General features: G+C 64.2%; 40 protein-coding genes. 31 read left to right on the forward strand and 9 right to left on the reverse strand.

From position 1 onward, the window contains the following. Position 1: 1 nt before the first annotated feature. From FIU88_RS08070 to FIU88_RS19135, 3 genes are read right to left on the reverse strand one after another with little or no spacing between them, the layout of a single operon-like run. On the reverse strand, positions 2-235 hold the full coding sequence (locus FIU88_RS08070) for a hypothetical protein (protein WP_152478834.1): 234 nt from the start codon (positions 233-235) through the stop codon (positions 2-4). Then, positions 232-396 (reverse strand): hypothetical protein, encoded by a 165-nt coding sequence (locus FIU88_RS19130; RefSeq protein ID WP_172977678.1) that lies wholly within the window; start codon positions 394-396, stop codon positions 232-234. The genes FIU88_RS08070 and FIU88_RS19130 overlap by 4 nt, the downstream gene beginning before the upstream one ends. Further along, a complete protein-coding gene (locus tag FIU88_RS19135; RefSeq protein ID WP_172977679.1) occupies positions 393-545 on the reverse strand; it encodes a hypothetical protein in 153 nt (50 codons plus the stop codon). The genes FIU88_RS19130 and FIU88_RS19135 overlap by 4 nt, the downstream gene beginning before the upstream one ends. 315 nt (positions 546-860) lie before the next feature. On the opposite strand from FIU88_RS19135, the gene FIU88_RS08075 reads away from it, so the two are divergent. Next, complete coding sequence (locus tag FIU88_RS08075; RefSeq protein ID WP_152478835.1) at positions 861-1,139, forward strand: hypothetical protein; 279 nt, start codon at positions 861-863, stop codon at positions 1,137-1,139. 5 nt (positions 1,140-1,144) lie between these two features. Here the strand turns inward: FIU88_RS08075 and FIU88_RS08080 are convergent, their stop codons facing one another. From FIU88_RS08080 to FIU88_RS08100, 5 genes are all read right to left on the reverse strand, one after another. Continuing rightward, the gene (locus tag FIU88_RS08080) at positions 1,145-1,540 is read right to left on the reverse strand and encodes a hypothetical protein (RefSeq protein WP_152478836.1); all 396 of its coding nucleotides are present in this window, start codon (positions 1,538-1,540) and stop codon (positions 1,145-1,147) included. A 19-nt stretch (positions 1,541-1,559) separates the two neighbouring features. Further along, positions 1,560-1,781 (reverse strand): hypothetical protein, encoded by a 222-nt coding sequence (locus FIU88_RS08085; protein ID WP_152478837.1) that lies wholly within the window; start codon positions 1,779-1,781, stop codon positions 1,560-1,562. A gap of 471 nt (positions 1,782-2,252) precedes the next feature. Beyond that, positions 2,253-2,945 carry a hypothetical protein gene (locus FIU88_RS08090; RefSeq protein WP_152478838.1) on the reverse strand — a complete coding sequence of 231 codons (693 nt, stop codon included), beginning with the start codon at positions 2,943-2,945 and terminating at the stop codon, positions 2,253-2,255. Then, on the reverse strand, positions 2,929-3,267 hold the full coding sequence (locus tag FIU88_RS08095) for a hypothetical protein (protein WP_152478839.1): 339 nt from the start codon (positions 3,265-3,267) through the stop codon (positions 2,929-2,931). The genes FIU88_RS08090 and FIU88_RS08095 overlap by 17 nt, the downstream gene beginning before the upstream one ends. Before the next feature lie 57 nt (positions 3,268-3,324). Beyond that, complete coding sequence (locus FIU88_RS08100) at positions 3,325-4,137, reverse strand: helix-turn-helix transcriptional regulator (protein WP_172977680.1); 813 nt, start codon at positions 4,135-4,137, stop codon at positions 3,325-3,327. Between FIU88_RS08100 and FIU88_RS08105 the strand changes: the two genes are divergently transcribed. The 17 genes from FIU88_RS08105 (at position 4,136) to FIU88_RS08185 (ending at position 13,431) form a co-directional block, all read left to right on the forward strand. Continuing rightward, positions 4,136-4,345 carry a Cro/CI family transcriptional regulator gene (locus FIU88_RS08105; RefSeq protein ID WP_152478841.1) on the forward strand — a complete coding sequence of 70 codons (210 nt, stop codon included), beginning with the start codon at positions 4,136-4,138 and terminating at the stop codon, positions 4,343-4,345. The two genes, FIU88_RS08100 and FIU88_RS08105, sit on opposite strands and share 2 nt — an antisense overlap. Positions 4,346-4,378: 33 nt before the next feature. Beyond that, positions 4,379-4,984 (forward strand): hypothetical protein, encoded by a 606-nt coding sequence (locus FIU88_RS08110; protein ID WP_152478842.1) that lies wholly within the window; start codon positions 4,379-4,381, stop codon positions 4,982-4,984. A 71-nt stretch (positions 4,985-5,055) separates the two neighbouring features. Further along, a complete protein-coding gene (locus FIU88_RS08115) occupies positions 5,056-5,541 on the forward strand; it encodes a GIY-YIG nuclease family protein (RefSeq protein ID WP_152478843.1) in 486 nt (161 codons plus the stop codon). Then, complete coding sequence (locus FIU88_RS08120; RefSeq protein WP_152478844.1) at positions 5,538-6,650, forward strand: replication protein; 1,113 nt, start codon at positions 5,538-5,540, stop codon at positions 6,648-6,650. The genes FIU88_RS08115 and FIU88_RS08120 overlap by 4 nt, the downstream gene beginning before the upstream one ends. Next, a complete protein-coding gene (locus FIU88_RS08125; protein ID WP_172977681.1) occupies positions 6,647-8,020 on the forward strand; it encodes a replicative DNA helicase in 1,374 nt (457 codons plus the stop codon). The genes FIU88_RS08120 and FIU88_RS08125 overlap by 4 nt, the downstream gene beginning before the upstream one ends. Before the next feature lie 12 nt (positions 8,021-8,032). Next, a complete protein-coding gene (locus FIU88_RS19140; protein ID WP_172977682.1) occupies positions 8,033-8,341 on the forward strand; it encodes a hypothetical protein in 309 nt (102 codons plus the stop codon). After that, on the forward strand, positions 8,338-8,637 hold the full coding sequence (locus tag FIU88_RS08135; RefSeq protein WP_152478846.1) for a hypothetical protein: 300 nt from the start codon (positions 8,338-8,340) through the stop codon (positions 8,635-8,637). The genes FIU88_RS19140 and FIU88_RS08135 overlap by 4 nt, the downstream gene beginning before the upstream one ends. Next, a complete protein-coding gene (locus tag FIU88_RS08140) occupies positions 8,634-9,098 on the forward strand; it encodes a recombination protein NinB (RefSeq protein ID WP_216647305.1) in 465 nt (154 codons plus the stop codon). Before FIU88_RS08135 ends, FIU88_RS08140 begins: the two co-directional genes overlap by 4 nt. Then, a complete protein-coding gene (locus tag FIU88_RS08145) occupies positions 9,095-9,544 on the forward strand; it encodes an HNH endonuclease (RefSeq protein ID WP_152478847.1) in 450 nt (149 codons plus the stop codon). The genes FIU88_RS08140 and FIU88_RS08145 overlap by 4 nt, the downstream gene beginning before the upstream one ends. Next, positions 9,541-9,789 carry a hypothetical protein gene (locus tag FIU88_RS08150; protein WP_152478848.1) on the forward strand — a complete coding sequence of 83 codons (249 nt, stop codon included), beginning with the start codon at positions 9,541-9,543 and terminating at the stop codon, positions 9,787-9,789. Before FIU88_RS08145 ends, FIU88_RS08150 begins: the two co-directional genes overlap by 4 nt. After that, complete coding sequence (locus tag FIU88_RS08155; protein WP_152478849.1) at positions 9,789-10,256, forward strand: hypothetical protein; 468 nt, start codon at positions 9,789-9,791, stop codon at positions 10,254-10,256. The genes FIU88_RS08150 and FIU88_RS08155 overlap by 1 nt, the downstream gene beginning before the upstream one ends. Then, a complete protein-coding gene (locus FIU88_RS08160) occupies positions 10,253-10,867 on the forward strand; it encodes a hypothetical protein (protein WP_152478850.1) in 615 nt (204 codons plus the stop codon). Before FIU88_RS08155 ends, FIU88_RS08160 begins: the two co-directional genes overlap by 4 nt. A 190-nt stretch (positions 10,868-11,057) precedes the next feature. Further along, positions 11,058-11,624, forward strand: a complete 567-nt coding sequence (locus FIU88_RS08165) for a lytic transglycosylase (protein WP_152478851.1) — start codon at positions 11,058-11,060, stop codon at positions 11,622-11,624. Positions 11,625-11,699: 75 nt separating this feature from the next. Continuing rightward, entirely contained in the window at positions 11,700-12,311 is a 612-nt protein-coding gene (locus FIU88_RS08170; protein ID WP_152478852.1) for an HNH endonuclease signature motif containing protein, read from the forward strand. Further along, positions 12,308-12,625 carry a hypothetical protein gene (locus FIU88_RS08175; protein ID WP_152478853.1) on the forward strand — a complete coding sequence of 106 codons (318 nt, stop codon included), beginning with the start codon at positions 12,308-12,310 and terminating at the stop codon, positions 12,623-12,625. The genes FIU88_RS08170 and FIU88_RS08175 overlap by 4 nt, the downstream gene beginning before the upstream one ends. Next, on the forward strand, positions 12,625-13,176 hold the full coding sequence (locus tag FIU88_RS08180) for a 3TM-type holin (RefSeq protein WP_152478854.1): 552 nt from the start codon (positions 12,625-12,627) through the stop codon (positions 13,174-13,176). The genes FIU88_RS08175 and FIU88_RS08180 overlap by 1 nt, the downstream gene beginning before the upstream one ends. 33 nt (positions 13,177-13,209) lie before the next feature. Further along, positions 13,210-13,431, forward strand: coding sequence for a hypothetical protein (locus tag FIU88_RS08185; RefSeq protein ID WP_152478855.1), 222 nt, complete (start codon positions 13,210-13,212; stop codon positions 13,429-13,431). A gap of 42 nt (positions 13,432-13,473) precedes the next feature. On the opposite strand, the gene FIU88_RS19145 is transcribed toward FIU88_RS08185, so the two are convergent. Next, on the reverse strand, positions 13,474-13,623 hold the full coding sequence (locus FIU88_RS19145; RefSeq protein WP_172977683.1) for a hypothetical protein: 150 nt from the start codon (positions 13,621-13,623) through the stop codon (positions 13,474-13,476). Positions 13,624-13,812: 189 nt separating this feature from the next. On the opposite strand from FIU88_RS19145, the gene FIU88_RS08190 reads away from it, so the two are divergent. The 13 genes from FIU88_RS08190 to FIU88_RS08245 are packed head-to-tail and all read left to right on the forward strand — an operon-like array spanning position 13,813 to position 22,312. Next, complete coding sequence (locus FIU88_RS08190; protein WP_152478856.1) at positions 13,813-14,079, forward strand: hypothetical protein; 267 nt, start codon at positions 13,813-13,815, stop codon at positions 14,077-14,079. A gap of 2 nt (positions 14,080-14,081) precedes the next feature. Next, positions 14,082-14,282, forward strand: a complete 201-nt coding sequence (locus FIU88_RS08195) for a hypothetical protein (RefSeq protein WP_152478857.1) — start codon at positions 14,082-14,084, stop codon at positions 14,280-14,282. An 18-nt stretch (positions 14,283-14,300) separates the two neighbouring features. Continuing rightward, positions 14,301-14,846 carry a terminase small subunit gene (locus FIU88_RS08200; protein WP_152478858.1) on the forward strand — a complete coding sequence of 182 codons (546 nt, stop codon included), beginning with the start codon at positions 14,301-14,303 and terminating at the stop codon, positions 14,844-14,846. Next, a complete protein-coding gene (locus FIU88_RS08205; protein ID WP_152478859.1) occupies positions 14,846-16,300 on the forward strand; it encodes a terminase family protein in 1,455 nt (484 codons plus the stop codon). The genes FIU88_RS08200 and FIU88_RS08205 overlap by 1 nt, the downstream gene beginning before the upstream one ends. A 2-nt stretch (positions 16,301-16,302) precedes the next feature. Continuing rightward, positions 16,303-17,685: a DUF4055 domain-containing protein gene (locus tag FIU88_RS08210; RefSeq protein WP_152478860.1), complete on the forward strand. Its 1,383-nt coding sequence runs from the start codon at positions 16,303-16,305 to the stop codon at positions 17,683-17,685. Next, complete coding sequence (locus FIU88_RS08215) at positions 17,678-18,838, forward strand: phage minor head protein (protein WP_152478861.1); 1,161 nt, start codon at positions 17,678-17,680, stop codon at positions 18,836-18,838. The genes FIU88_RS08210 and FIU88_RS08215 overlap by 8 nt, the downstream gene beginning before the upstream one ends. Positions 18,839-18,852: 14 nt before the next feature. Next, a complete protein-coding gene (locus FIU88_RS19150) occupies positions 18,853-19,005 on the forward strand; it encodes a hypothetical protein (RefSeq protein WP_172977684.1) in 153 nt (50 codons plus the stop codon). 43 nt (positions 19,006-19,048) lie between these two features. Next, entirely contained in the window at positions 19,049-19,825 is a 777-nt protein-coding gene (locus FIU88_RS08220; protein WP_152478862.1) for a hypothetical protein, read from the forward strand. Between the two features lie 11 nt (positions 19,826-19,836). Continuing rightward, on the forward strand, positions 19,837-20,796 hold the full coding sequence (locus FIU88_RS08225) for a major capsid protein (RefSeq protein ID WP_152478863.1): 960 nt from the start codon (positions 19,837-19,839) through the stop codon (positions 20,794-20,796). Positions 20,797-20,849: 53 nt separating this feature from the next. Continuing rightward, positions 20,850-21,245, forward strand: a complete 396-nt coding sequence (locus FIU88_RS08230; protein WP_152478864.1) for a hypothetical protein — start codon at positions 20,850-20,852, stop codon at positions 21,243-21,245. A 3-nt stretch (positions 21,246-21,248) separates the two neighbouring features. After that, complete coding sequence (locus FIU88_RS08235; RefSeq protein ID WP_152478865.1) at positions 21,249-21,560, forward strand: hypothetical protein; 312 nt, start codon at positions 21,249-21,251, stop codon at positions 21,558-21,560. A 3-nt stretch (positions 21,561-21,563) separates the two neighbouring features. Beyond that, positions 21,564-21,938 carry a DnaT-like ssDNA-binding protein gene (locus FIU88_RS08240; protein ID WP_152478866.1) on the forward strand — a complete coding sequence of 125 codons (375 nt, stop codon included), beginning with the start codon at positions 21,564-21,566 and terminating at the stop codon, positions 21,936-21,938. After that, positions 21,938-22,312, forward strand: a complete 375-nt coding sequence (locus FIU88_RS08245) for a hypothetical protein (RefSeq protein WP_152478867.1) — start codon at positions 21,938-21,940, stop codon at positions 22,310-22,312. The genes FIU88_RS08240 and FIU88_RS08245 overlap by 1 nt, the downstream gene beginning before the upstream one ends.

Here is a 22,312-nt window from a genome sequence, read left to right on the forward strand (position 1 = left end):
ATCAGCGCCTGCCCATTTCTCGTTCTGCCCAGTGCGGCCCGATGATCGGGCGGCGGGCCTGGCGCTCGCTCTCGGCGAGCCGGCGCTGCTTCTCTCGCCACTCGCGCCGCTCCAGCCAGACACCGAGCATCACGAATGCGCCGATCACGATCAGGCAGCAGAGGAGTAGGGCGAGGGCAATGGTGTAGCCGCCCTGGGCGAGGTTCTGGATGAAGTTGTCGGTCGGTGCGTTCATGATGCTCTCCGTGAGACGGTGGTGATCTTCGGCTTGTCGATGCCGGCCTTGTGGGCCGCTCTCAGCGCTTGGCGTCTGCTGCCGAACGGTGAGCCCGGCAGATCGCAGCGCGGCGTCAGGCGGCCGCTGTGGCGATCCCAGGCGATGTATCGAGAGCTCATGAGTCCAGCTCCCACGGATCGGCCAGCTCTCGCTCCAGCCGCTTCTCGTCGAGGTAGTGGTCCAGCTCGATGCGTCGGCTGCTGGCCGCCAGTGCGTCGTCGATCTCGCGCTCGCGCTCTTTCGGGGTCTTGGGCAGAAGGGTGTCCATGGCGATCTCCATGTCGTGGGCGCGGCCCGTCGTGGCGAGCCCGCAGGCAGAAAAAAGCCGCCCGGAGGCGGCAATGCAGGGAATTGGGGATGCGGTAGGCATCGGGGAGGACTCGACCTAATCCAGTGCTCGCGAGACGTGTTTCAGTCGAGCCCTCTCCGATGGGCAGATATTCTCAGCGTCTGCCTGCGCTCTGTGCCGCACTGAGCAGCGGATCGCTGTGCCGGCCTGCCCCGGCTGCCTCACCACTTCGCAGGTGACGCGCTCCGCGCTACGCTGAAGCTTCCACACAGCAACGCAGCGAAAGAGGTTGATATGCCGAAGTTTGTTGTTCGGGTTGAGCTTCGTGGCGCCACTTCTGAGCACTACGAGGAGCTTCACGAGAAGATGCAGCGCCGAGAGTTCAGCCGAGAGGTGGTCGGCTCCGATGGAGGCAAGTACCGCCTGCCTGATGCTGAATACGTCGCAGAGAAGCCGGCCACTGCCTACCAAATCAGGGAAGAGGTTCGCGCTGTCGCTGATAGCGTTGTGCGCACCAGCTTCATCCTCGTGACTCAGGCGGAAGAGCTGAGCTGGGTCCTGGAGCAGGCCTAGAGCTGTTAGGCATACCGATCGATCAGAGGCATGATCTCGTCAGCCTCGATCTCTGCTTCTTGGCGGAGGCGCCTCGCTTCCGCCTCAAGCTCTCGGGCCCGAGACAGCTTGCTTCGCCACCCCTTGAGAAGTTTGGCGACACGGCGTCGGGCCACCGCGCCTTCTGAAATACAACCGCCCGCTTTAGGCCCCGAGCTGCCGCCAGCCTGATGAGTACCTTCGCCGGCCGCCCCAAGAGTTCGAATCTCGGCCGCCAGGCAAAACAGGTCGCTCGCGTATACCGGGTCGCCGTTTTCAGCCCTGTCCTCAATGGCTCTGGCCACCCGCTCCCGGTACTCGGGAATGATCGCGCTCGGGTCCACCTCGATCTTTAGTCGTGATTCTTGCTGTGCTTCGCTCATGGCGATGTCTCCTGGTTGGCTATAGGCGATTCAGGGCCACCAAGCGTGGCGTCCTGTCGTGCCAAATCTGGTCCAATGCAACCCTCTCGATCCCGTCTTTGGCCTCCCGCTCAGCCATCTCGATGAGGCTGCTGGCCGGCTTCGGCAGCCACGAGCAGGTCGAGAACGTGCCTTTCCACCATGCATACTCCCCGCTCTTGTTGCGCCGAGTGGCTGAGTAGAAATACGTCCGCTTGATCATGTCGCTGTCTCCTGTCATCCGTCAGCACCCTCGTCGAAGGCGCTGGTGGATGCAGCCCCTGGTGCGGCAGGGGCTGCCGGTATCGGTCTCTCACGCAGCGCGGCATCGCTCTCTGCCGACGCTCAGCGGGGTCTACCCGCCTCTTGCGCCACGCCAGGGGCTGACCGTCTCCGGTGTGTCCTGGCGCCCCGCTAGGGCCGCTGCGCTCGCCAGCGCGGCATGTTGCCGGCTGTCGCCCCTTGTACCCGGGGAGGGAGTGATAGGTTGGAAAAGAGCTGGCTGTTGTCCGGTCAGCCTCCGGGTCGGTGGGGCGCTGTGCCCGTCGACGCTTCAAAATATAGGCATACCTGTTTTTGGGGTCAACAGCTTTTCCTATATTTTTTATAGGAAAGCCGCTATGTGATTGATTTGCCTTTATCAGCAGGCAACAAAAAACCCGCCTCGGTGGGCGGGTTATTGGGGAAGGCAGGTCTAGCTGCTGGGCTGAGCTGTCTCTGGTTGAGCTTCAGGCTCAGGCTGGCGGGGCGGCAGTCGGTCTAGGATCGCGGCCTGCGTCTCTTGGATTGATTGCTGGGTGGCTTGGATCGATTGCAAAGCGCTGCTCGTGTCTGAGCGCTCCTGGTCGGCTCGATCGACATTCTGCCGGATCCAGGCCCCTTGCTCAGAGATAGTGTTATCCATCGAGGTCTGCATGAGGGCGACAATTCCGGCAAACCCCAGCACTGTCGTCAGCACCGCTCCCCAGACATGCTTGCGAAGGCTTTTGTTGTCAGCATGAAGGGCGTCTACGCGATCGTCGAGCTTTTGAAAGTCTTGGCTCATGCGGCCTTCAGCCTGCTCAGCTTGGCGCTCCATTCGGGCGATCAGGTCGCGGTTGCGCTCATCCGCTTGCTCATTGAACCGCTGCATAGCCTCCATGCGGGCGTCGAGCTTCTTCTCTATACCCTCAATGTGGCGATCAGTGGCATTCATCGGAGCATCCTCATGCGTTGCTCGGCGCTTTTTTGGCACGGCATCGCGCGCGACAAAAGCTGCCAGCCTAGCGAGCTCGTCATCTTCTTGCTGGATCTCAGCCTGCTCACCTATGAGTGTACGCTTAATAGGCATCGCATCGCCATTACTGAGATCAGCGATCATGCGCTGCCAGTCAGGTGTCACCATCATTTGCTGGCTCCTCGCCCCCTTCCTGCGCTTGCTGCTCGTCTTCGAGCTTCTGAAGATACCTTTCAAGCGTGGGAGGCAGGAAGCTCATGGTGTATCCACAAAGGTGGCAGGTAATTAGATCCATGAAGTATGCCTGCTCAAAGTCTTTTTTTTCGGTGTTGAAAATTGTAAAGGCATACCTTAGCGGCTTTGCGCGAAGCTGATGCAAAAAAGAGTCTTCGCTTTGACAGAATGGACAAACCATCCTTGGGCGCAGCTCTCGAAGCCTTTTGGTAGCCGCAAACGTAGCATCAGCGTCAAGTGGCTGCTCTTCTTCGGCCATTATGCCTCCTGGGGCGGTCAAGATTTCTAATGCAGGCTATGCATAATAGGATAAGGATCAATCGAAATTCTCCCACCAAAAGACCCTGCCGAGGATCCTTGGCGCATCCGGGTCGCCCAGGCTGTAGACCTCCTCCGGGTACTCGTCGCTGTTCTCGCTGACCACACGCACGCGGTTGAGCGGCATGCGGTAGAGGCGCTTGATGCGCAGCATGCCGCCGTGATCCAGGGCGTAGACCTTGCCGTCGATGATGCCGCGACAACCCTTGTCGATGCCGATCGTGGCGCCGTCGGTGATCGCCGGCATCATGGAATCGCCCTTGGCGATGGCCAGGGCTGCATTATCCGGCTGGACGCCGGCCCGGGAGAGGCGGGGCAGGCTGAAGCGCTCCTCGGCGCCGTGGTTCTCGATGACCTGTGTGCAGCCGTCGCCGGCCGAGAACTCTACCTCGCGGAACATCGGCAGCATCACCTCGTCGGGACGAAGCGGCTCGTCGCCCTCGATCAGCTCGTGGTCGATCATCTCGGCGTTGCCGTCTACGGCGCGGCGCGGCTTCATCTGCGTGACGTTGCCTTCCATCTCGCCGTTGCCAGTGGCCAGCCAGTCGGCATTCACGCCACACACGCGGGCGATCTGCACGAGGTAGGCGCTCGAGCGGGAATCTCCCTTCTCAAGGCCTGAAATGGTGGCCTGCTTTACGCCTACCTCATCCCCCAGCTGACGCTGAGTTAAGCCGGCTTTCTTGCGGGCCCGGCGCACCCGATCTCCGATGCTCATGCCACCGAAAGATATAGGCGCACCTATGGCGTTGCAAAAAGGACTTCCTGTCTCTATTGTATAGGCATTCCTGTTTTCTAAGGCGAGCAGCATGGAAACTCCTATTTCCCGACTCATCAAGCACTTCGGCACCCAAGAGCGCACAGCGGAGGCGCTGGGCGTCAGCCAGGCGAGTGTGTCCGGCTGGGTCAGCGGAAAGCACGGCATGTCCGCGCTGCACGCCATGAAGGCTGAGAAAGCGACCGACGGCGAGATCCTTGCCGTCGATCTGTGTCCTGGTCTGGCCGGCGTTGCCGCCTGACCACACCCACCAGATTAGAGACAGGCGATCCATATGCCCACGTCCAGCACCAGACACCCGAGCCGCGACGCCCTGATGCGTGATGCCCTTGGACAGCTCAAGGAACAGCGCGGCCTCTCGACCGAGCGTTTCTCCCGGACCTTGAACAGCCTGGCGCACTCCCTGTGCCCGGCGAAGACCGAGGACATGCCGTGCCTGTCCTCCTTCACCGAAGTCACCGAGGACTACGACCACGCGGTCATGAGCTGGAACAAGCGCGTCCAGCGGTGGGCGAGTGGGGCGGTGGAGTTCCCGGCTTGGCTGGAAGAGCCGTGGGTCATGGCGCTGGAGCAGCACGGCGACGAGATGACCCGCATCGAGCTGGCTCGCCGGCATGGCTTCCTTGGCGTTCGCCGGCCGCAGAAGGGTGAGACCCCGGCCTGCGCCTTCGCCGCTCTGGCCGCCGTCAGCCGCGAGACCGGCGACATGATGGGCTCCTACACCGGTCTGCTTGAGGACGGCCTGCTGGACGAGAAGGACGCCGAGGCAGCACCGGAAGTGCTCAAGGACATCGACAACGCCATCGCGGCGCTGATGGGGACGCGCGAGCTGATCAAGCAGCGCGTGATGAAGCCGTCGCTTCAGGTTGTGGGCGACTGAAACGAAAGAAGCCCCGGGAGGCTACCAACCAATCCCCGGGGCTTCTGTGTTCACCAACACGAGGTGATGACATGAGCTTAAACCAGGAATACCGCCCGGTCCAGAAGGGCGAGGTTTACCTCCTCGGGAATCTGGCAATGCCCGGCATGTACAAGATCGGCCACACGCAGCGCAGCCTGGAGACCCGAATAGCGGAGCTCTCCCGCAGCACGTCTGTGCCGCGCCCGTTCTACCTGATCGTGGCGCTGCGCAGCTATCAGCCTCGACTGGTAGAGATGCAAGTGCATGCCCGCCTACAGGCTTATCGGGCCAACCAGGCGCGCGAATTTTTCGAGTTTCCTGACGATCGCGAGGCGGCCATCGCATTCCTGACGCAAGTCGTCGACTCAGGCGTCTATGAGCCCGTGACGCGCCGTCCGCAAGTGGCACCGGCCCCCGAGCCGGTGCCCGTGCTCAGCGAGGAAGAGCAGCGCGACCGGGATGCAGCCAGGTTCCAGAGAAATTCTGATGCGATCCAGAGCTTAAGAGCCCTTCTGGACAACGGAGGTGCGCAATGAGCAACCTCGCCTACCTCCCGGGCCATGAGCCGGAGCCGGCGTCCGCTGATGCTCCAAGGGGCCCTCAATTGGAAAACGGCTACGTCCGTATCAGCCACGAGGTCATGCGCGCCTTGGGACGTGCCCGCCTTCGCGGGTCCGAGTACCCCGTCGTGCTATTCGTCATCGACGAGACCTGGGGCTGGCACGTCAAACACAAGATCCTGCGCACCAACTACATCGCCAAAGAGCTTGGCATCCCGGTGACCAAGGCGTCAGAGGCCGTGGCTGAATTGATCCGCCGTGGCGTGCTGTACCGCGTCGGCGACAGCCAAGGGCCCATCGGATTCAACAAGCATCACGACCAGTGGAAGGCCAAATCCAGCGCTTCCAAAACCGTGAAACGGCCCGATCCAAAATCGGGAATGATTCACGAAAATGGTGAACGAATCGTTCACGAAAATGGTGAACAAACCACTCACCAAAACCGTGAATCTAATAAAGATAGGAAAGATAGGAAAGATATAACCCCTCTGTCGGACCAGTCCGACGGCGAGGTCCAGCACGACCTTGAAAAACTGTTCGATCGTTTTTGGCAGGCCGGCATGCGCAAGGACGGCAAGATCCCCGCCAAGGAAAAGTTCTTCCGCCTGGTGTCTGGCCATGCTGACCCCGAGGGGTTCACCGAGGGCCTGATCAACGACATCAAGATTCGCCTGGAGGCCGGCGTTCCCGGATTCAGCAAGCTCCACCCGAAGACTTACCTCAACCAGAAGCGCTGGCTCGACGACCTGCCCGAGCGCTGCCCGCACGCCGCGATCATCCAGGCCTGGAATGAGGAACTGCCGGCGCACATCGAGAAGCTAAGCGCTGAGGACTGGACGCCCGAAAGCAACGCATTCCAGACCCTGGCCGCCTCATGGGAAACGTTCAAAACCAAGCCGCGTGCCGCCACCGGGAAACCGGTCTTTACCGAAGAGGCCGAGGGCGTCGCCTTCTACCGCGAAGTGTTCCGTCGGCTGGCCAAGGTTGCTCGCATTCAAACCGAAGACGCCGCCCGCTGGTGCCGCCTGTCCTGGGTCGCCCAGAAGGACGTGACCGTGCAGATTTTCAAGGGAGAGATCGCATGATTTTCAGCTCCGAAGCCGAAACCAGCCTGATCGGCTCATGCCTGCTGGGCCCCGAGCAAATCGACGCGGTGTCCGACATCGTGTCCACCGAAGACTTCTACCTGCCGCTGCACCGCACCATGTGGGACACCTTGCAGCGCCTGGCCATGTCCGGGGAGGTGGATGTCGTAACCCTGCACGACCACATGTCCGATCAACAGGAAGCCTACGGCGGCCTGGCCGGGCTGGCCGAGATGGCGCGGAACACGCCGAGCGCCGAGAGCGCCCGGCTCTACGCTACCGCCGTGCGAGACAAGGCGCAGCGCCGCCGGCTGCAAATCTCCCTCGAGGAGCTGTCGAGCCGCCTGGAGTCGCCCCATTCCGAACTGCCCGAGCTGATCGATCAGGCGCAGTCCAAGCTGGCCGGCGTGATGGGCGAGCGTGCCAGCAAGGTGAAGCCGGTCGGCGACTGGCTGAACAGCTGGGTCGACGAGCTGGACGCCCGATTCAATGGCCAGATCGACCCGATGGGCGTGCTGTTCAATATCCCCGAGCTGGACGCCAAGACCAGCGGCATGCACCCCGAAGACCTGATCATCGTCGGCGGCGAGTCCGGCATGGGCAAGACCGTGGTGGCCGCGCACATCCTCGACAGCGTGTGTCTTCGCCAGCACAAGCCGGCGGTGATGTTTCAGCTCGAGATGCGCAAGGAGCAAGTGTTCAACCGCGTCATGGGCTCGCATACCGGCGTCAAGCTGGACGCGCTCAAGGATCCGCAGCGGCACATGGACGGCGAAGGCTGGGACAAGCTGACGGCCGGCGTCTCCGCTGCCAAGGAAGCCGGCCTGGTAATCGACGACCGTCCCGGGCTGACGCCAACCCAGATGCGCGCCGCTGCCAAGCGGTGGAAGGAGCATTACGGCGAGCTGGGCTGCGTGATCATCGACCACGCCGGCATCGTCCAGCCGGACGACAAGAGCATCCCCCGCGAGCAGCAGATGGCCGAGGTGTCGAAGGCCGCCAAGATCCTCGCCAAGGAGCTGTCCTGCCCGGTGATCCTGCTGGCTCAGATCAACCGCGAGAACACCAAGCGCGGCGACAAGCGGCCGGTGATGTCGGACCTGCGCGAGTCCGCATCTCTCGAGCACAACGCCGACATGATCCTGTTCATCTACCGCGAAGCGAAGCACGACCCGGGATGCGCCTATCCAGGCATCGCCGAGCTGATCGTGGCCAAGCAGCGCGATGGCGAGGTGGGCACCGTCAATGTGGTGTGCGACCTCAGCCGATCACAGCTCAAGCCGGCCACCGCCGAGAACGTCTCCGACTACCACCGCGAGTTTCCGCCCCAGCCGGCCCCGGCCGCCGAACCTGCTCGATTCGCCGTATAGGAGGGCATGACCATGGCCACAGTGATCCACCTGGCGCCGCGCCGCGGCCGCCGCCTCGACAACCCGCACAGCCAGCTGGGCCGGACCTACCTCGTGCTCCGTGACGCCGCCGGCTGGCTCCAGCTCCACGAGATCGCCGATGCCATCCTCGAGCGCTTCGGCCAGCAGGACAGCCACGCCGCCATCTCGGCGCGGATCCGCGAGCTGCGCGGCTACGGCCAGACCATCGCCAGCCAGGAGGTGCCGGGGGATGCCAGCACCCGGCCGCACGAGTATCGGCTGTATGTCGTCGAGGGCGGCGGATCGGGAGGTGCTGCATGAGCATGAAATGGACCCCGAGGCATAGCCGTTCACTGGCCAGCCTGCTGCACGCCGGCTGCTCCACTGCCGAGTGCGCCGAGGCGCTGGAGGTATGCGAGACCACCATTCGGCGCCACCGGAAGCGTCGTGTGGTGCAGGATCGCCTGGGCGCGCTGCGAGCGAAGGACCTCGCTGACGAGTACTACGAGGGTGTGGCCGCTGTCAGCGAGGACGAATGCCCCTATCACGGCGCCGCAATCACTGCCCGCTGCTGGTGGATGGCTGGATTCCATGACGCGCAGAGGGGCATGGCATGAACCGCGAACTGACCTACCACATCAAGGGCCTGGGCGACGTGCGCAGCAAGATGCAGCTCGTCTGGGAGATGGTGAACAAAGGGCTCCAGGCCGGGGCGGTCGAGGTGGTGCTGCGCCGGCCGAGCGAGATTCGCAGCCTGAGCCAGAACGCCAAGCTCTGGCCGATGCTCGAGGACGTGGCCACCCAGCAGCAGCTCGTCATCGACGGCGCGCTGGTCTGGGCGACTCGCGAGGACTGGAAGGACGTGTTCACGAGCGCGCTCAGCCGTCACCAGCGCATGGCCCAGGGCATCGACGGCGGCATGGTCGTGCTCGGCATGCGGACCAGCAAGATGCGCAAGCAGGAGTTCAGCGACCTGATCGAGCTGATCTACGCCTACGGCGCCGAGAACGGCATCCAGTGGAGCGAGAAGGCCCAGGCGGTGTTCGACACCTATCGCGAAGTGCAGGAGGCGGCATGAAGCGCACCGGCCCGATCAAGCGGAAGACCCCGATCCAGAACCGCAGCGAGCTCAAGACCAAGGCGCCGATGAATCGCAAGCGGGAGAAGCGCAGCGCGCCACGGCGGCAGGCGGCCAACGACAACCGGTGGCGCAGCGAGACCTATCTGGCGTGGGTCCGCCAGCAGCCATGCGCCCGCTGTGGGGCGCCGGCGGACGACGCGCACCATGTGATTGGGCTTGGCTGGCAGCTATCTGGCATGGGGCTGACGGCTCCCGACAATTTCGCGCTCCCGGTCTGTCGGTCCTGTCACCAGGACGTGCACCGTCTGCCCGAGCTGCAGCGGTATCAGCCCAACTGGCTGCGCTGGACGATCGCCCGGGGCGTGCGCCAGTTCGGCGGCGACATCGGCCAGGCCCTGCGCGAGGCGTGGGCCTTCATCGACGAGAAGGAGCAGGCGGCATGATCACCATCTCAAGCAAGGCGGGGCGTCGGCTGGCCAAGGCCGGCGCCAATTGGGAGAGGCATCACGCCACCATGGCGCGCGGGGTATACGGGTATGTGCCGGAGCCGGACAGCCACAGCCACGTCATCATGAGCCCCGGGGAGGGACTCGCTAAGGAGGCGTCGAAGGAAGAGCTTGAGGCCGCCGCCCTTGAGGTCGCCCGCGAGCTGATCGCCAACCGGATGCATCTTCAGGAGGGTGACTGATGCACCTGTTCGTCGAGTACCTGGGGCCCAGCACCAACGCCATCTATGCCGGCGTCCACTGGGCAAAGCGGAAGAAGGCCAAGGATGACGCCTGTCGCGCCACCCTGGCCGCCGTCCGCGCTGCCGACATCCAGCCGGTGGCAGGGCGGGTCGATTTGGTCTTCCGTCCGCGGCTGGGCAAGGGCGTGCGCCGCCGAGACACCAGCAACGCCAGCATGACGGCCAAGCTCCTCGAGGACGCCCTGGTCAAGGCTGGGGTGCTGGCCGACGACACCGAGGCCCATGTCCGCCGGGTGATCCTCGAGCCCGCCGAGATCGACCGCCAGGCGGTGACCGGAACCACCATCGAGATCATCGAGCTGGATGACGAGGAATATCCGCTCCAGGGGATGGGCGGCGGTTTATCCCCTGTGGCGGATGCGGGGAATCGAAAGGCAGAGCGGGCAACCAAGGAGACAGCGGCATGATCACCACCGAACCGAAACTGGCCTGGGCCATGGCCATGGATAGCGGCGTCCGATCCCAGCTGGGCCCGATCATGGAAGATCTCGAGACCGGCGGCCGGGTGCAGTACAGCACCCGGGGCGGGGCCGGGGCCAGTCATGGCTCCGACTACGCCCCGATCTATGCCGAGATCACCCGCATGGAGCGCGAGGAGCCTACTCTTGCGGCCATCGGCCATTTCCTGTGCCATCCCTCGACCGAGCAGGCGAATGCCTTTCTCGACGCCGTTGTGGAGGCTGTCGAAGGCAAGGTGATCGAGAGCATCCCGAACTGGGGCGACGGTCGCGCCTGGAAGCCGGCGAAGAAGGAGCGCGTGCACTGGCTGATCCACGTCGCTCTGCAAGAGCGGCAGCGCAACCTCTCCAACGCCCAGCCGGCATGGGGCCCGGAGCGCATCGGCGCCCACATGGCCGACTGGTACGGCGTGGCGATCGTTACCCGCAAGTGGCACCAGGACTGGCTACCGGTGTGGTCGGTGATCCAGGCGGCGATCAACCACTGGGAAGGCGAGGCCATGGAGCCGATCAGCCAGACCATCGGCGACGTGATGCGGCATTTCCGCCAAGCTGCATGAGGATGGCTCACGAATATGACGCTCTTGCGTGAATTTCCCTTGATTTCTTAGCCCCGGTCGGATACCTTGTTCGTAGGCTGGACGGCAATACGCCCAAACAGCCACGACATATCGAAGCCTCGGCACCTGCCGGGGCTTTTCTCGTTCCGGGCCCGCCATCGTGCGGGCCTTTTTCGTTTCCGGGGTGCCCATGCGCTGGCTCGATCACGTAGACGCCATCCCGCATGGCGCCATCCGCCTCGCCTGGGCGAAGCATGTCGACGATGCGTTCGCCGAGCGGGTCATCGAGATGTGCGAGGACTTCGGCTGGTCGATGGACCAGGCCGGCCACGTCATGGCGTGCATCGCCTTCGAGAGCGGCCGGACGTTCAGCCCCTCGATCCGCAACGCTGCTGGCAGCGGCGCCACCGGGTTGATTCAGTTCATGCCGGCCACGGCCCGCGGCCTCGGCACCACGACCGACCAACTGGCCGAGATGACGCCGATCCGCCAGCTCGACTACGTGCAGGACTACTTCCAGCCGTACCACCGCCGGATCCGCACGCTCCCCGATATGTACATGGCCATTCTGCTACCGAAGTACGTCGGCGAGCCGGGTGGCAGTGTCCTGTTCTCCAGCGGCATCGCCTACCGGCAGAACGCCGGCCTGGACGCGAACAAGGATGGCGAGATCACCAAGGACGAGGCCAGCGCCAAGGTCCAGAACATGCTGGTCGAAGGCCAGCGCCCCAACAATTCCCGGCTGATCGCAGCCTGACAGGCTCGACGATACCGCCAGAGTAGCGCGAGCGAAGCCCATGCTTTTGATACGCAGGTCCACCAAGGAGGCGGGATGACACAGAGAAACGTCCAGCTCCCTCCTCTTGAGGTGCTGCAACAAGCTTTCGATTATCGCCCAGAGACCGGGGAGATGTTCTGGCGACATCGCCCGCTGGACTTCTTCCGCGACAGGCGCGCGCAGTCCATTGCCAATGCTCGTGCCGGGAAAGAAGCCACCTCGGTAGCCAGAAACAGGTGGGGCTACGAGTGGAAGAAGGTCGGCCTTACCTGGGACCACAGCCGTCGGCGCAGGAATATTCTTGCCCATCGGGTCATCTGGAAGCTGATGACTGGCGATGAGCCGCCGGAGCAGATCGACCATAGAGATGGAGATGCCCTGAACAACCGGTGGGACAATCTCCGCGATGGCACGGAGAAGAACCACCTGAATCGCGCCATGCCAAAAGACAATTCTAGTGGCGTGACCGGCGTGTACTGGATGGCAAAAAAGCGGAAGTGGGCGGCTGTCGTCAGAATTGAGGGGCGATCTAAGCATCTCGGGCTGTTTGCCTTTGATGATCTGGACCTGGCTGCAATGGAGGTGCTGGAGGCCAAGGTCGACATGGGTTATTCGCCTCGCCACGGAATGGGTCTCGCTCCATATCACACGAAGGAGGCGGGATGAGCGATAGTCCCGAACAGACCGTGCCAGTCAGAGCGCGCACCAAGCTCGAAACTCATATGCAGACCCTCTTGCTCACCCTGGTGGCCGGCCTCATCGCCTGGCAGGGCGTGACCACGCTCAAGCTGATCGAGACCTCGGCCCGCCAGGATGAGCGGATCACCCAGCTCATCACCCTGACCGAGCAGCTCCGCAACGATCTGCGGGACGCCGATAACCAGTACATGACGATTCAGGACGCCTCGCTCTACCGCGACCAGATGAATGGCCGCATCGATGCGCTCACGAGCCGCCTGTCCCGTCTGGAGAACCGCTGATGGATTGGTCAGATGTCGCAGAGACAGTGGGCAAGGTCGCGCCGGCTGCTGGCAGCGCTCTATACGGTCCCCTTGGGGCTGCAGTTGGTCGCGTCATCGCTGATCAGCTGGGCGTGGAGCAGTCACCAGAAGCGGTTGGCCAAGCGGTGCAGGCCGATCCCGAGGCGGCGGTGAAGCTGCGCGAGATCGAGGCCGGCGCACAGGCGGCCGAGGCCCGGGAGCGCACCAAGCGCCTCGAGGCAGTCAACGAGACGATGCGCGCCGAGCTGGAGGCCAAGAGCCCGCTCAAGAGCGGATGGCGTGGTGCCACCGGCTGGACGTTCGCCCTGTCGTGCGCCGGCATCATGGGCTCGATCGTGTGGGCCATGTTCCAGCCCGGCAGTGATAAGCCGGAGTTGCTGGGCCACGCCCTGGTGATGTTCGGGATCATGGCTACCGTGCTCGGTATCGACATCAACCGCGCCGGCCGTGAGCGCCTGGCGACGATGGGCCAGCAGCCCGACACCTTCATGGACGCCCTTAAGGCGCGCGTGTCTGGCAAAGGCGTTTAGTAGATCTATCAGAACCTGAGGTCGGAGACAGATATGGCCCTTCGCATTCGCTCTGACGGCCGCATACTCTGCGCCGCTATCCATCCGGAGCGGCCGGGGGACATCTACCTGAATGATGGTGATCATTATCATCTTTCAGTCGAGCTGAAGGCGTTGGTGACAGAGCCTTGTGAGGAGCACATGGAGCGGGGCGAGTGGTGGTGGAAAAACCAAGTGCCGGAAGGGGTCGTGATTGATGGATTCTATCTGGCCTGACGAAGCTAGGCGCGGGCTGCCGTATACAGCCCGCGCCACTACTTAGCCTAGGCGCTTGCAATGGCTGCACTTCGGCTTACCGCCGGTGCCTGACTGGCGATTCTTGGTTTCGATGTTGTTTCCTTCGGTACACGAGTTGTTGTCGTGATGAACGCCGCTGTCTTTGGCATGGAATGGGGCGACTTTGGCCATCTTCAGAACTCCTGCGTAGAAGTCGCAGCACATGCTGCCCACTGAACTTAGGCATTGATGCGGATGTAACACTATTTCAAAACATCAGGTTTTAGTAAGACTTTCGTACTAACAACCTTCTAGGCATTGCGAAGGGCCTAGTGTCATGGCCCCGCCACCGAGCGGGGCCTTTCTTTTTCGGGAGGCCTCATGGCGAAGGAATCAGTCACCCGCCTGCCGTGCGCTACCTACCGCACCGACATTCCGGCAAGTCTGCGCGCCTTGGCCGACCAGCTGGAGCGCGGCGATAACCCGATGCCGGAGAGCCTGGTGATCGTCTCCAGCGCTGAGGATGAAACCGTCGAGGTCTTCGCCCAAGGCATCCGCGCCGACGACGACGTGTTCACCATCGGCCTGCTGGAGATGGGAAAGGGGCTGGTGATCTCCAATCACACCGGTAGGGGCGCCGAGGAATGACCATGGACATCGAGGCCATCAACCTCCGTCAGGGCATCGCCCTGACCGACACCGGCGAGACGGTACCGATCGACACCCTGTTCGATGCTGACGGTGACGAGTGTTCGGCGGGCGACGATCCCCGGGCCTTCATCGCCCAGCTACCCGACGGCACCTGGCTGTCAGCTCGCGTCGACGGCTATGAGGCCGTGACGCTGCAGTAGACCGACAACGAGGAGCGTATGACCAAGACTGCCAAGGGGGCTGTCGAGCTGACAGCTCGGCAGTCTCGATTCGTGGACGAGTACCTCGTCGATTTGAACGGCAAGCAGGCCGCAATCCGCGCCGGGTATGCCGAGAGATCAGCCGAAGGCACCGCCTCCCGGCTGCTAAGCAATGCGAAGGTCGCGGAGGCCATCGCCCAGCGCAAGGCCCAGCGCTCCGAGCGCACCAAGGTCGACGCCGACTACGTGCTCCACCGCCTGGTCGAGATCGACCAGATGGACGTGGCCGACATTCTCGCCGACGACGGCAGCATCCTGCCGATCCGTGAATGGCCGATGGCCTGGCGTCGAACCCTTTCAGGCCTCGATGTCAGCGAGTTGTGGGAACACAACGGCGACACGCGCGAACAGATCGGCCTGCTGAAGAAGATCAAGTGGCCGGACAAGGTGAAGAATCTGGAGCTGCTCGGGAAGCACGTCGACGTTCAGGCCTGGCGTGAGCGCCAAGAAATCTCCGGCGAGCTCAAGACCACCGCCCCGACCATCAACATCACGAGGGAATGATGAGCGACGATGCCGCCCTCAACGTCAGGCTTCACAGGCGACAGGGGGAGGCGTTCGACTCAGAGGCCACTGAGATTCTCTACGGCGGCGCGGCCGGCGGCGGGAAGTCTCACCTGATGCGTGTGGCTGCCATCATCTGGTGCGCGGAGATCGCCGGCCTGATGGTCTACATCTTCCGCCGGTTGTCCGACGACCTGGAGAAGAACCATCTGTACGGCCCTGGCGGCTTCTTCGAGCTGCTCGCCCCGTGGTTCAAGACGGGATGGGCAAAGTACAACGGCTCGAAGCACTACATCGAGTTCTGGAACGGATCGCGCATCTTCCTGGCCCACTGCCAGCACGAGAAGGACAAGTTCAAATACCAGGGCGCCGAGATTCACGTCCTGCTGATGGACGAGCTGACGCACTTCACCGAGAGCATCTACCGCTACCTTCGAGGCCGTCTGCGCCTGGGTGTGCTGGAGCTTCCCGAGAAGCACCGGGGCAGATTCCCGCGGACCATCTGTGGCTCGAACCCTGGCGGCGTCGGCCACAACTGGGTGAAGTACGCCTTTGTCGACTCGGCCCGCCCGATGGACGTGCATAGGGCGGCGAAGGCTGACGGCGGCATGCTGCGCCAGTACATCCCGGCGCGGCTCAACGACAACCCGTCGCTGCTCGACAACGACCCCGACTACATCGATCGTCTGGAGGGCTTGGGTAATCCCGCGCTGGTCAAGGCGATGAAGGACGGCGACTGGAACATCGTGTCCGGTGGCGCCTTCGATGACGTCTGGCATGAGACTCGGCATGTCGTGCCGCGCTTCGCCGTGCCGTCCAGCTGGTACGTGGATCGCTCGTTCGACTGGGGCTCAACCCATCCCTTCTCTGTCCTCTGGCATGCGGAGGCAGATGGCACCGAGGTAGCGCTGGAGGACGGCCGCACCTTCTGCCCACCCAAGGGCTCGATCATCGTTTGCCATGAGTGGTACGGCGCCAAGGGGCCGAACGAGGGCCTGAAGCTGTCGGCGCCGGAGATAGCCAAGGGCATCAAAGATCGCGAGACATCGCTCCGCGACGGCGACTGGCTGCCCGCAGCTATCAAGCCGGGGCCGGCCGACAACCAGATCAGCAACGTCAACGAGTCCGGTAGCGACAGCGTGGCCAAGAAGATGGAGGCGGAAGGCATCAAGTGGACCGAGTCGGACAAGAAGCCCGGCTCGCGAGTGAACGGCCTTGAGCTGATCCGCACCCGACTGAAGGAGGCCGCCAAGGAGGCGCCCGAAGAGCCGGCGCTCTACTTCATGGACCATTGCCGCAACATCATCGCCCATCTGCCGGTCCTGCCGCGCAGCGAGCGCAATCCGGACGACATCGACACCACTGCCGAAGACCACGACTACGACGCCCTGCGCTATCGCGTGATGCGCAAGCGGCCCAATGCCGGCATGCGCCGGATCAGAGGACTCGCCTGACTATGCCCGTCACCACGACCCACCCCCAATACGACGCCCGGCTCGCCGATTGGGAGCTGATGCGCGACAGCCTGGAAGGCGAGGGGGCTATCAAGAACGCGGACGCCGGCTACCTGCCGAAGACCAGCGGCCAGCTGGCTCTCGAACACCAGGCGAATACCGACGAGAGCGCGATGCTGACGCTCGACGAGGCGAGGGAGATCTACCGGGCCTACAAGCGCCGCGCCCAGTACCCGCTGTGGGTGAAGGACAGCCTGCGCACGATGATGGGGCTGGTGTCTCGCCAGGAGCCGGAGATCAGCCTGCCGGCGTCTCTCGCCTCCCTCGAGGACGAGGCCACGGCCGATGGGTTCCCGCTCAAGACGCTGTTCCTGCGCGCTGTGCTCGGCCTGCTGGCCTATGGCCGCCAGCCTTTGCTCGCCGACTGGGATGGCGAGGGCCGGCCCTACGTGGCCGCCTACGGCGCCCTGGACGCCATCAACTGGCGTGAGGCCGACAACAACGGTCGCCGGGATCTGGTGCTGAGCGTGCTCAAGGAGGCTGTCCACAAGGGCGACGAGTTCAGCCACGACAGCGAGGCCCGCTACCGGGTGCTCGACCTGTTCGAGGGCGCCTATCGGGTGCGGCTGCTGGCCGACAACGGCGAGCCGGTCGAGGAGGAGTCGACGCCCGGCACCGACCAGGGCCCGCTCGACTTCATCCCGCTGGTTTATCTGGGCAGCACCGACAACAACGCCGACACCGACGAGATTCCGCTGCTGACGATGGCGAAGGCGGCGCTCAAGAGCTACCAGCTCTCGGCGGACTACTACACCTCGCTCCATTACACCTCGCACCCCCAGCCGTGGATCGCGGCCGACCTGGGCGAGGACGAGCAATTCAGCGTCAGCGGCCCCATGGCGGCGTGGAACGTGGGCAAGGACGGGAAGGTCGGGTATCTGGAGTTCCGGGGCGCCGGTATCGAGGCCAACCGCACGGCGATGCAGGACCAGCGCAACACCGCGCTGGAGGCCGGGGCCCGAGTGATCGATGCCGGCGCTGATGAGTCCGGCGAGGCCCGCAAGGCCCGCCAGAGCGACCAGCACACCAGCCTGTACAGCGTCGTGGTCACCGCGGCCGAGGGCATCGAGCAACTGCTGCGCTACTTCGGCCGCTGGCTGAACCTGCCGCAGGCCGACATCGATGCCATCGCGTTCAAGGTCGAGCCGGAATTCAGCAAGGCCGAGATCGACGCCGCGATGATGGGCATCGTCCGCGATCTGCGCCTGGCCGACGAGGTGCCGCAAGCGGTGCTGTTCGAATCACTGCGCAAGGCTCAGCTCACCAGCCTGACCGACGAGGAGCTGCTGGCCCTGCTGGATGGCCAGGTGACCAACGATGAGTGATCGCGAGGACGCACAGCGCCGGATCGTCACGGCCCTGGCGCAGCATGTCTCATACCTGCATCGCACCGGGACGGCGCACGTCAACAAGGCGCTGGCGATCATCGACGAGATGAGCGCCGAGATCCCGCGGGAGATCGGCGAGCGCCTCGACAACCTGACGCCGGCCGAGCTCCAGGCATTCGCCCGGGGCCGCTACCACACGACCCGGCTCAAGGGGCTGCGCGACGCCATCGACCGATGGGCGGCGACGCTGGGCGAGCGCATCGAGGCCATGAGCATCGAGGAGCTGTCGAGCCTGGCCGACCAGGAGGCCGGCTACGTCCGAGACCTCATCGCTCAGGCGGTGGAGGGCGACATTCCGCCGGCGCCCGCCGCGGCATCGGCTGCGCTTGCTCGGCCGGTGATGGGGGAGTTCGTCGAGGACATGCTGGCCGACATCGGGCCGGCGACCCGCAATCGGGTGTACAGCACCATCCGCCAAGGCGTCAGCGAGGGGCAGAGCAACAGCCAGATCATCCGGGCTCTACGCGGGACGCCGGCGCTCAAATACCGCGACGGCGTGCTGCAGACGACGCGCAACAACGTCGACAACGTGGTGCGCACTGCCCGGCAGCACATGAGCAACGAGGCCTACCGGGAGACCTACAACGCCTTGGGCGTCACCCATGTGGTCTGGGTGGCTCAGCTAGAGGGCCGGACCTGTCGCCGCTGCGCACCGCTTGACGGCCGCCGCTGGAAGATCGACGAGCCACACCCCGAGCCCCCGCTTCACCATCGCTGCCGCTGCTGCCTGGCGCCCTCGCTCGATGGCGACATCATGGGTCAGCGACCCTACGTGCGGGCCCTCAAGGTCAAGGGGCGCGACGACCAGGCCAAGTTCCGCAGCATCGGCAACATGACCAAGAAGCAGCGCGAGGCGGCCGGCCTTGAGGTCGGCCAGGTCGGCGCCGGCACCACCTACTCGGATTGGTTCTCGCGGCAGAGCGCCCGGTATCAACTCGAATGGCTGGGCGACCGGCGCTACCGGCTCTACAAGGAGGGCGGCTACAGCCTGGACCGATTCACCGACCCGCAGCAGCGCGAATACACCCTCGACGAGCTGCGCGAGCGTGACCGGGAGACCTTCGCCGAGGTGTTCGGCGAGGCGGCATGAGGTAGGCTGAGGGCATGACCCCCGCCGATCCTGACTTCATCACCTGGTGGCGACTGTGGCAGCGACTGCAGTCCGGCAGCGGAACGCTCGCCGACCAGCTCCAGGCCCGCCTCTGCTGGAACCTCTCTTTCGAGGTTCGACGCCGTCTCGGCGACCTCGAAGACTGACCAACGATTCAATTCAAGCCCCGCCACCGTGCGGGGCTTTTTCATGGCTGCTCGCCAGGCGGGCGGCCCCAACGCGCTCAAGGAGCACGACAACATGCCACTGGACATCGATCTCACCGAACTCGGCATCGAGCTGGACGACGACAAGGCCAAGGCCCTCAAGGAGGCGCTGGACACCAAGCACGAGGAAGCGCTCAACAGCGAGGTCAGCGGCCTCAAGTCGAAGAACGGACAGCTGATTGAAGCGCAGAAAACCCTCAAGTCCCAGCTCAAGCAGTTCGAGGGTCTGGACCCCGAGCGGGCCCGGAATCTCGAGCAGCAGTTGGCTGAGAACGAGGAGGCCCAGCTGATCGCCGACGGCAAGCTCGACGAGGTGCTGAACAAGCGCACCGAGCGGATGCGGGAAGGCTATGACCGCCAGCTGAGCGAGGCTCAGCAGACCGCCGAGAGTGCCAAGGCCTTCGCCGACAAGTTCCGCGGCCGGGTCATGAGTGACGAGATCCGCGCGGCGGCCTCCGAGGTCGGCATCGTGGATTCGGCCGTGCAGGACGCCGTCTACCGCGCGAGCTCGCTGTTCGAGGTCGATGACGAGGGCAATGTCGTGCCCCGAGAGGAGGCCGGTCTGGATGCAGACGGCAAGCCTCTCACCCCTTCCGCATGGCTTGAGTCCATGCGCGAGAAAGCTCCGCACTGGTTCCCGCAGCCCAAGGGGTCGCAGGCGCCGGGTGGCGGAGGTGGTCCGTCAGCGCCAAGGGCGTGGAAGGACGCGAAATCTACCGCCGAAAAGGTGGAGATCCTGAAACGCAAACAGAACCAATGAGGTAACGCCCTATGGCACTCGCAGATATGAAGGTCTTCAACGACTTCCTGTACTCGGCAGCCACCGAGACCATCCGCCAGCAGATCGAGCTGTTCAACGCCGCCACTGGCGGCGCCCTGCAGCTCCAGCAGGCGGGCAATGTGGGCGACTTCGCTCACGAGGCCTCCTACAAGGCCATCGCCAACCTGATGCGCCGCCGTAACGCCTACGGCACCGGCGCCGTGACCCCGACCACTTTGGCCCAGATGGACCATGTGGCGGTGAAGATCGCCGGCGGCACCTCGCCGGTGGAGTTCCAGCCGCAGCAGTTCCAGTGGATCCAGCGTCAGCCCGAAGAGGCTGGTGTGGTGATCGGCGAGCAGGTAGCCCGCGGCGTGATCGCCGACGAGGTGAACACCGCTATCCTGGCCCTGCAGACCGCCATGATCGGTAACACCGCCGTGGCGCATGACGCCACCGCCGGCACGCTGAGCCTCAACGCCCTCAACAAGGGCGCCGGCAAGTTCGGCGACCGCATGATGGACATCATGGTCTGGGTGCTGCACTCCAAGCCGATGACCGACCTGTTCGACGGTGCGCTGACCAACGGGAACCAGCTGTTCGAGTTCGGCACTGTGCGCGTCACCCAGGACGGCTTCGGCCGCCGGTTCGTGATGACCGACTCCCCGGCGCTGTACGAGGCCGACGGCGGGGGCGCGGGCGTCGATCACTACCACACCCTGGGCCTGGCCAGCGATGCCGCCACCGTCGAGGACAACAACGACTACTACGCCACCGTTGAGGAGAAGACCGGCGACGAGAACATCCGCCGCATCTTCCAGGCCGAGTACACCTACAACCTGGGCCTCAAGGGCTACTCCTACGGCGGCGGCAAGTCGCCCGACGACAGCGCGATCGGCACTGGTGCCAACTGGTCGCAGATCGCCAGCGACGTGAAGGATACAGCAGGTGTCGTAGTAACTAGCTTGTGATGCCTAGCGGGCGGCCTGCGGGCCGCCCGCTGGCCTGTTGATAGGAGTCAGCCATGCACCTGATCTACACCACGCGCCGCCGCGGCTTCGAGCCCGGGCGGCAGTACCGCAATCCCCGCTTCTTCGCCGGCATCGACAAGGCGGCCACTGCCGTAACGGTCGAGGGCAATCACCCGGCCGTCGTCGCTGCCTACGAGGCCGCCGACATCGAAGTCGAGGTGATCGGCACCGAGGAGGAGCGCCCGGACGACGCTGAACCCGGCATCCAAGTCGACGGCCAGGGCCTGGAGCCCGCCGTCGATGAGCAGGCCTACCGTGCCGGGCTGATGGATGCCATTGAGAAGGCCACCGGCAAGCGCCCCGGTGCAAACACCAAGACCGAGACCCTGGAATCCCGCTATGCCGAGCTGGCTCCGGCCGGCGACGAGGTCGAGCAGCCCGAGGAGTAAGCCATGGCCCGCTATCGAAAAAAGCCTGTCGAGATCGAGGCTGTGCAGTTCCGCGAGATGTCGCGCACCCAGCGCAAGCACGGCGTCAGCGTCGAGCGCAACGAGGACGAGGTTTCCCGGTTCATGGGAAAGCCAGTTCGCACCCGCTTCATTCCCGAGGAGGGCAACCCCGAGGGGCGCGTCGTGCTGGAGATCGAGACGCTGGAGGGCGTCATGCAGGCGAGCGTGGGCGACTACATCATCCGCGGCGTTCAGGGTGAGTTGTACCCCTGCAAGCCGGACATCTTCGCCGCCACCTACGAACTAGCGGAGTAACCCATGGCCACCTACGTCACCGTCAGCGACGTCGACACCAAGCTGGGCACTGGCTGGGAAGGAGAGGGCGACAAGGCTCGCGCTGTCCTCGAGGCCAACACCTGGCTCACCGCCAAGCGGGTCCGGCCCTCCGATCCTGTCGACGATGACGTGGTCATGGCCGGCGCCCTGCTGGCCCAGGAGGCGGCGGCGGGAAGGCTCTACGCCGACACCGACGGCGCCGTGAAGAGCGAGCGGGTCAAGGCCGACACCGTCGAGGTGGAGACCGAGTTTCAGGACGGCGCCCAGGCGCAGACCGGCGCGCTGTCGATGATCGCCGACCTGATCGCCCCATACCTGCCGAAGACGAATGGCGTCACGATCCTCCGGAGGCTGTGATGGGCTACATCCAGGGCAAGATCAACGCCAAGCTGCCCAAGGCCTTCGACGGCAAGCTGGGCGACGCTGTGCGGGAGTTCGCGGGTCAGCGAGAGATTGCCGGGGAGTACGATCCCGTCACCGGCACCTCCACGACTGTCGTCGCCTACTCTGGCCGCGGCGTCTTCGGCTCCTTCCGGCAGGAAGAGGTCGATGGGCAGCACATCCTCGCCACCGACGAGAAGCTGACCGCACTGCAGTCTGAGCTCACGCTCGACAGCGACGGCAGCCCGGCGACACCCCAGGTCGACGACGAGCTCGACGGCAAGGCGGTGAAAAGCGTCGGGCAGGATCCGGCCAGCGCAACGTGGACCATCGGGCTACGGAGGACGTGA

The sequence above is a fragment of the Halomonas sp. THAF12 genome, assembly GCF_009363675.1.
Lineage (GTDB): Bacteria > Pseudomonadota > Gammaproteobacteria > Pseudomonadales > Halomonadaceae > Halomonas > Halomonas smyrnensis.

Bases quoted from the DNA above. Each gene is read 5' to 3' on its own strand.
- FIU88_RS08170 (WP_152478852.1), top strand. From the start codon at position 11,700: ATGACACAGAGAAACGTCCAGCTCCCTCCTCTTGAGGTGCTGCAACAA.
- FIU88_RS19150 (WP_172977684.1), top strand. From the start codon at position 18,853: ATGACCCCCGCCGATCCTGACTTCATCACCTGGTGGCGACTGTGGCAG.
- FIU88_RS08110 (WP_152478842.1), top strand. From the start codon at position 4,379: ATGCCCACGTCCAGCACCAGACACCCGAGCCGCGACGCCCTGATGCGT.
- FIU88_RS08230 (WP_152478864.1), top strand. From the start codon at position 20,850: ATGCACCTGATCTACACCACGCGCCGCCGCGGCTTCGAGCCCGGGCGG.
- FIU88_RS08085 (WP_152478837.1), bottom strand. From the start codon at position 1,781: ATGATCAAGCGGACGTATTTCTACTCAGCCACTCGGCGCAACAAGAGC.
- FIU88_RS08205 (WP_152478859.1), top strand. From the start codon at position 14,846: ATGAGCGACGATGCCGCCCTCAACGTCAGGCTTCACAGGCGACAGGGG.
- FIU88_RS08175 (WP_152478853.1), top strand. From the start codon at position 12,308: ATGAGCGATAGTCCCGAACAGACCGTGCCAGTCAGAGCGCGCACCAAG.
- FIU88_RS08155 (WP_152478849.1), top strand. From the start codon at position 9,789: ATGCACCTGTTCGTCGAGTACCTGGGGCCCAGCACCAACGCCATCTAT.
- FIU88_RS08200 (WP_152478858.1), top strand. From the start codon at position 14,301: ATGACCAAGACTGCCAAGGGGGCTGTCGAGCTGACAGCTCGGCAGTCT.
- FIU88_RS08195 (WP_152478857.1), top strand. From the start codon at position 14,082: ATGGACATCGAGGCCATCAACCTCCGTCAGGGCATCGCCCTGACCGAC.
- FIU88_RS08245 (WP_152478867.1), top strand. From the start codon at position 21,938: ATGGGCTACATCCAGGGCAAGATCAACGCCAAGCTGCCCAAGGCCTTC.
- FIU88_RS19140 (WP_172977682.1), top strand. From the start codon at position 8,033: ATGGCCACAGTGATCCACCTGGCGCCGCGCCGCGGCCGCCGCCTCGAC.
- FIU88_RS08190 (WP_152478856.1), top strand. From the start codon at position 13,813: ATGGCGAAGGAATCAGTCACCCGCCTGCCGTGCGCTACCTACCGCACC.
- FIU88_RS08070 (WP_152478834.1), bottom strand. From the start codon at position 235: ATGAACGCACCGACCGACAACTTCATCCAGAACCTCGCCCAGGGCGGC.
- FIU88_RS08100 (WP_172977680.1), bottom strand. From the start codon at position 4,137: ATGCTGCTCGCCTTAGAAAACAGGAATGCCTATACAATAGAGACAGGA.
- FIU88_RS08185 (WP_152478855.1), top strand. From the start codon at position 13,210: ATGGCCCTTCGCATTCGCTCTGACGGCCGCATACTCTGCGCCGCTATC.
- FIU88_RS08180 (WP_152478854.1), top strand. From the start codon at position 12,625: ATGGATTGGTCAGATGTCGCAGAGACAGTGGGCAAGGTCGCGCCGGCT.
- FIU88_RS08225 (WP_152478863.1), top strand. From the start codon at position 19,837: ATGGCACTCGCAGATATGAAGGTCTTCAACGACTTCCTGTACTCGGCA.
- FIU88_RS08215 (WP_152478861.1), top strand. From the start codon at position 17,678: ATGAGTGATCGCGAGGACGCACAGCGCCGGATCGTCACGGCCCTGGCG.
- FIU88_RS08135 (WP_152478846.1), top strand. From the start codon at position 8,338: ATGAGCATGAAATGGACCCCGAGGCATAGCCGTTCACTGGCCAGCCTG.
- FIU88_RS08235 (WP_152478865.1), top strand. From the start codon at position 21,249: ATGGCCCGCTATCGAAAAAAGCCTGTCGAGATCGAGGCTGTGCAGTTC.
- FIU88_RS08090 (WP_152478838.1), bottom strand. From the start codon at position 2,945: ATGATGGTGACACCTGACTGGCAGCGCATGATCGCTGATCTCAGTAAT.
- FIU88_RS08220 (WP_152478862.1), top strand. From the start codon at position 19,049: ATGGCTGCTCGCCAGGCGGGCGGCCCCAACGCGCTCAAGGAGCACGAC.
- FIU88_RS08210 (WP_152478860.1), top strand. From the start codon at position 16,303: ATGCCCGTCACCACGACCCACCCCCAATACGACGCCCGGCTCGCCGAT.
- FIU88_RS08125 (WP_172977681.1), top strand. From the start codon at position 6,647: ATGATTTTCAGCTCCGAAGCCGAAACCAGCCTGATCGGCTCATGCCTG.
- FIU88_RS19135 (WP_172977679.1), bottom strand. From the start codon at position 545: ATGGACACCCTTCTGCCCAAGACCCCGAAAGAGCGCGAGCGCGAGATC.
- FIU88_RS08115 (WP_152478843.1), top strand. From the start codon at position 5,056: ATGAGCTTAAACCAGGAATACCGCCCGGTCCAGAAGGGCGAGGTTTAC.
- FIU88_RS08105 (WP_152478841.1), top strand. From the start codon at position 4,136: ATGGAAACTCCTATTTCCCGACTCATCAAGCACTTCGGCACCCAAGAG.
- FIU88_RS19145 (WP_172977683.1), bottom strand. From the start codon at position 13,623: ATGGCCAAAGTCGCCCCATTCCATGCCAAAGACAGCGGCGTTCATCAC.
- FIU88_RS08150 (WP_152478848.1), top strand. From the start codon at position 9,541: ATGATCACCATCTCAAGCAAGGCGGGGCGTCGGCTGGCCAAGGCCGGC.
- FIU88_RS08140 (WP_216647305.1), top strand. From the start codon at position 8,634: ATGAACCGCGAACTGACCTACCACATCAAGGGCCTGGGCGACGTGCGC.
- FIU88_RS19130 (WP_172977678.1), bottom strand. From the start codon at position 396: ATGAGCTCTCGATACATCGCCTGGGATCGCCACAGCGGCCGCCTGACG.
- FIU88_RS08160 (WP_152478850.1), top strand. From the start codon at position 10,253: ATGATCACCACCGAACCGAAACTGGCCTGGGCCATGGCCATGGATAGC.
- FIU88_RS08145 (WP_152478847.1), top strand. From the start codon at position 9,095: ATGAAGCGCACCGGCCCGATCAAGCGGAAGACCCCGATCCAGAACCGC.
- FIU88_RS08165 (WP_152478851.1), top strand. From the start codon at position 11,058: ATGCGCTGGCTCGATCACGTAGACGCCATCCCGCATGGCGCCATCCGC.
- FIU88_RS08095 (WP_152478839.1), bottom strand. From the start codon at position 3,267: ATGGCCGAAGAAGAGCAGCCACTTGACGCTGATGCTACGTTTGCGGCT.
- FIU88_RS08240 (WP_152478866.1), top strand. From the start codon at position 21,564: ATGGCCACCTACGTCACCGTCAGCGACGTCGACACCAAGCTGGGCACT.
- FIU88_RS08075 (WP_152478835.1), top strand. From the start codon at position 861: ATGCCGAAGTTTGTTGTTCGGGTTGAGCTTCGTGGCGCCACTTCTGAG.
- FIU88_RS08120 (WP_152478844.1), top strand. From the start codon at position 5,538: ATGAGCAACCTCGCCTACCTCCCGGGCCATGAGCCGGAGCCGGCGTCC.
- FIU88_RS08080 (WP_152478836.1), bottom strand. From the start codon at position 1,540: ATGAGCGAAGCACAGCAAGAATCACGACTAAAGATCGAGGTGGACCCG.